Below are 4,675 nucleotides of genomic sequence, written 5' to 3' on the forward strand. Positions count from 1 at the left end.
ATGACTGACATCCTATCAGCACTTGAAGTTACAAGCCAATATTTACAGGGTATTTCGCTCGATCATTATCAGGAATGGGTGACGGGTTCCGGGATAGCCCCTGAGATTACCCGGTTAAATGTCAGGTCATTGTCAGGGATGACGCCCTATGAATACCTGCTATACAGTGATGAGCCAGCATTACGCCGCAATGATGGGCGCTTGCGGGATAACTGGCTTAAGCGATATGCCTTTGTTGAGCATGGCGGTTGGTGGTGCTCAGGCATCGATATTAAGACCGGAAAAGATTCTCTTTGGGGGTGCTTCAAGGGCGATCGCCCCCGTAAGGATCGGAATGATAAGAAACCGATCAAGTATGAGCACCCGCATCGAGTGCCTACCGAAATTTTCGCCCTCAAGGTAGACCGGGGCACATGGGGCAAAATTGCCAAGCGCCATAAAGTCGAGCTACCAGAAACCGATCAAGGCTTTTGGAAATGGGTACTAGCCCATCCTGAGCTACCGATCCTCATCACTGAGGGCGCTAAGAAGGCAGGGGCACTCCTAACCGCTGGATATTGCGCTATCGGTCTACCAGGGATTTACAACGGTATTAGAACGCCAAAAAATCAGCATGGTGAGCCCATGCGACAGCTACGGCACCTCATCCCAGAACTTGACCTGTTGGCGAAAAATAACCGGGCGATCGCCTTCTGTTTTGACCAAGACAAGAAACCCAAGACGATCCACAACGTTAACCGGGCGATCCAAACTACCGGGGCACTCCTAGAGAAGGCCGGGGCGAAAGTCTCGGTGATCCGCTGGGAACAGGACGCGAAAGGCGTTGATGATCTGATTGTCGAGTATGGGGCGAAAGCACTCCACAATGCCTATAAGCGGCGCAAGCCCTTAGATGTTTGGGAGATGGATAATCTCACCGATATCACCCATCAAGTGGATTTAACCGTAAACCAGCGCTATCTCGATATCGATCCGCAAGCTATCCCCAAGGATGCTCAGATTATTTTCATTAAATCTGCCAAGGGCACCGGGAAAACAGAATACCTAGGGAAAATTATCAAGACTGCCCAAGATGATGGCGCTCGCACGTTGGTGCTTACTCACCGCATCCAATTAGCCAAGGAGCTTGCCCGCCGTTTTGATATCGATCACATTAGCGAGCTCGACAGTAGCCCGACCGGAGGCGCTCTAGGGATGGCGATGTGTGTCGATAGCCTGCATCTCGATAGCCAAGCCCATTTTAATTTCTTGGAATGGCACGGGGCTCACATCGTCCTAGACGAAATCGAGCAGGTTTTAGGGCACGCCTTGAATAGCTCTACTTGTACCCAAGACCGGGCGAAAATCCTTGAAACCCTCTACAACCTAATCCTTTATGCCCTAGGGACAGGCGGAAAACTCTACTGCTCTGATGCTGATTTGTCCCCCATCTCCTATGAGTTGATTAAGTACATTCTTGCCGGTTGTGAGTTCAAGCCATTCACCATCCTGAATACTTACAAGCCCTGTTTGGAGCAAGAAAGAGACCTGTTTTTCTATGACGGGAATGACCCTAGAGCCCTGTTAACAAATCTCCATAAAGCGATTGAGAACGGCGATAAACCACTTGTCTTTACCGCTGCTCAAAAGACCGCATCGACCTACAGTACCCAGAACTTAGAATCACTCTTTAGGGAGAGATACCCCGATAAGAGAATTTTGAGAATCGATGCTGAATCCGTCGCAGAACCGGGGCACCCTGCCTATGGTTGTATTGACTCGCTGAATGCAATTTTGCCCCTGTACGATATTGTGATTTGCTCGCCCGCTGTCGAGACCGGGGTAAGTATCGATATCAAGGGTCATTTTGATTCTGTTTGGGGCATGGGTTCAGGGGTGCAGACCGTTAATGGGTTCTGCCAAGGGCTAGAGCGCTTGCGGGATAATGTGCCTCGCCATGTTTGGGTACCAAGATTTTCGCCACACTCGAACCGGATCGCCAATGGGGGCTACACCGCTAAGGCGATCGCCCGTGACCAGCACCGCTATGCAGAGCTCACCCACAAATTAATCGGTGAGCACGCCGCTGAATGCAGTGGGTTGGAGGATTCTTTAAAACCATTCCTTTGGGCCTATTGTCGCTATGCGGCGATCGCTAACCGTGGTTTTGGCAGTTACCGGGAAGCAATTTTGAACAAGCTACTTTCTGAGGGCTATGTGCAGAAAGATTTAAGCGAAATCGATCCGGCATTGGCTAAGGATTATCGAGACGAATTGAAAGCGGTGAAAGACCATAATTATCTACAGGAAAGGGTTGCAATTTCTAAAGTAGAGAATCCTGATGATCGCCAGTACGAAAAACTGAAGCGTCAGCGGGCGAAAACTGAGACGGAACGCCACCAAGAACGCCATGGGAAACTTTCCCGATCCTATGGATTGACTGTTACCCCTGAGCTTGTCGAAAAAGATGATGATGGGTGGTACTCCCAGCTCCAGCTCGAATACTACTTAACCGTTGGTAAGGCATTCTGCTCTGCCCGCGACCGGGCGAAATATGACCAGCTCCAGCATGAGGGCTTTGTATTTAAGCCCGATATCAACAGGCGATCGCTCTCACCAAAGATTCACTTACTCGAAGTGCTCAACATTCATCAGTTCCTACAACCAGGGGTGACATTTACCAGCGCTAGCCTTGAGGGATTCAAGGAAAATTGTTTGCGGTATGCCAAGCCGATCAAGTGGATCCTTGGCAGAACGATCACCGACAAAATGAGCCCGCTCGAAATTGCTCAGGCGCTCCTAGGCAAGCTTGACCGGAAATTGGAATACAAGGGGCGCTTTGGATCACGGGATAACCGTCAGCGGGTCTATGAGGCGATCGCCCCTAACGATCAGCGCGAAAAGGTCTTTGCTCACTGGTTACAGCGTGACCAAGCAAAATTAGGGGCCGTGTCCAACCCCTGTATAAATAGATTTATTCAGGAGGCTTAGACCCGTGATCGAAATACTCGTTGTGCATCTCGCCCTTGGCAATCCCGAACAATCTCAAGATTTGCTCTGCGGTATCGGGGCGTTTTATGCCCTTGCGGAAAGCATCCTTGCTCTTCTGGTAGCCCCTAGACTGTGCCAGCTCATAAGCTTCACTGAGGGTAAGGGCACTACCGGGGGCATGAGCTCGCCCAAGAGATTCAGCGACCGGGGCGATCGCCCTTGGTGATTCTCTCAGGCGCTCAACTTTTTTAGGCGCTGATCGAGCTCTTGGATCTGCTGTTGGATGTCAGCAAGCTCTGGAATTTCCCGGTTACCTGACGGGATATCCAAAAATTCTCGCAGTCCCTCAATCACGATATCGGTCTTGGATCGCCCGGTTGTTTCAGATAGCTGCTCAATTTTTTCGAGCAATTCTATGGGGCATCGGATCGCTAGGAGTTTAGTTTGAGCCATGTTATACATCCCGTTTTACTATTGTGATACTATGTTATACGATATGTATGACAACATATAACGCTCGCTTTAATGGGGATTATCGCAAGCTAAAGAAAATGCCCGAAACCCCCAATAGGCAAAGGATTCCGAGCTTACTCGATAATTATCGCTAAAGTGGAGGAAACTTGAGGGAAAATCGTGCCTGCATTCAACCAAGGGAGAGACACAACGCGAGCACTTCCCCCATACACTTTTGGGGGTGAGAATGATGATCGGTCTTGGGTGCTCGCCACCAAGTATGAGCGAGAAAATTTCATAACCCGTGCTCAGTTAAGAACGTTGATTAAGGATAAGAAAATCTGGGCGTTTCGCCATAAAAACAGGATTTACGTCAAGCCTTGCGATCCAAACTTCCGCCCCTGACAACTGAGTGAGTACGCTATAGGGGCGATCACTTTTGGAGTCAAAAAACTGAGTGATCGACTGTAATAGATGATCACGCTCAGAGCCAGAAGGCTGAGTGATCACCTTATAAGGTGATCACGCTTAGAGTCAGGGAACTGAGTGTTTACCCTATAGGGGCAAACACAAAGAGAGTCACCCCATCAGAGCTATAGTCGAGAAGAAAACCATCATTCCCCCAGCAAGGCTATGTCAGAAGAGAAATTAGACCGGATCGAGGCTGCCCTAGAGCAATTGGATAAGGATGTGCAAACGCTCCAAACAGAGCTCCAGCAGTCTCAAAAATGGCAGGACAGGACATGGGATGTTGTGAAGTGGGTAGGCGGAATCTCAGCAGGCCTAGCGGTGAGTGCCTCCATTGCCCTGTTCGGGTTGGTCTTTAGATTTTCTGTTTCCTTGCAATAAAAGTGGCAGCCAATAGCAGCCAGGGGGCGGCTGCCAATGGCTGCCAATAGTGGCTGCTATTAGCCGCCAACCCGGTATCTGGGAGATACCAGTGAGAGGTATCCCCTAGATACAGGGTGATCGCCTGAAACCTTTAAAAACTAGGCACAGCCTATTTTTGACTGATTGGTCAAAAATAGTTTGGATCGCTGAAACCCTTGATAAATCTAGTTTCTAAGGGTTGTACTAATCCCCACAGATGGGCTAGTATTTACCCAACAAAATAAAGCGGTCAGTGAGTAGCAGCTCACTAACCGCAAATATTCAAAAATGAATTTGATAATCAGCCCTCAATAGGGCTCCTTAGTAACCGAGGGGTAGCAGCCCCTGGCAATAAACATGAGCGGCAAGGCTCATTCATATT

At 49.3% G+C, this 4,675-nt stretch carries 4 protein-coding genes; 3 read left to right on the forward strand and 1 reads right to left on the reverse strand.

Features of this window, described 5'->3' with window-relative positions; translation table 11 throughout:
• Both AWQ22_RS14690 and AWQ22_RS14695 read left to right on the forward strand, forming a co-directional pair.
• Window positions 1-2,970, forward strand: coding sequence for a plasmid replication protein, CyRepA1 family (locus AWQ22_RS14690; RefSeq protein WP_065711755.1), 2,970 nt, complete (start codon window positions 1-3; stop codon window positions 2,968-2,970).
• A 4-nt stretch (window positions 2,971-2,974) separates the two neighbouring features.
• Window positions 2,975-3,196 carry a hypothetical protein gene (locus tag AWQ22_RS14695; RefSeq protein WP_065711756.1) on the forward strand — a complete coding sequence of 74 codons (222 nt, stop codon included), beginning with the start codon at window positions 2,975-2,977 and terminating at the stop codon, window positions 3,194-3,196.
• Window positions 3,197-3,201: 5 nt separating this feature from the next.
• Here AWQ22_RS14695 and AWQ22_RS14700 read toward each other — a convergent pair whose 3' ends face one another.
• Entirely contained in the window at window positions 3,202-3,423 is a 222-nt protein-coding gene (locus AWQ22_RS14700) for a ribbon-helix-helix protein, CopG family (RefSeq protein ID WP_065711757.1), read from the reverse strand.
• A gap of 633 nt (window positions 3,424-4,056) precedes the next feature.
• Between AWQ22_RS14700 and AWQ22_RS14705 the strand changes: the two genes are divergently transcribed.
• Window positions 4,057-4,272 (forward strand): hypothetical protein, encoded by a 216-nt coding sequence (locus AWQ22_RS14705; protein ID WP_065711758.1) that lies wholly within the window; start codon window positions 4,057-4,059, stop codon window positions 4,270-4,272.
• Window positions 4,273-4,675: the final 403 nt, after the last annotated feature.

The sequence above is a fragment of the Picosynechococcus sp. PCC 7117 genome (assembly GCF_001693275.1).
Lineage (GTDB): Bacteria > Cyanobacteriota > Cyanobacteriia > Cyanobacteriales > MRBY01 > MRBY01.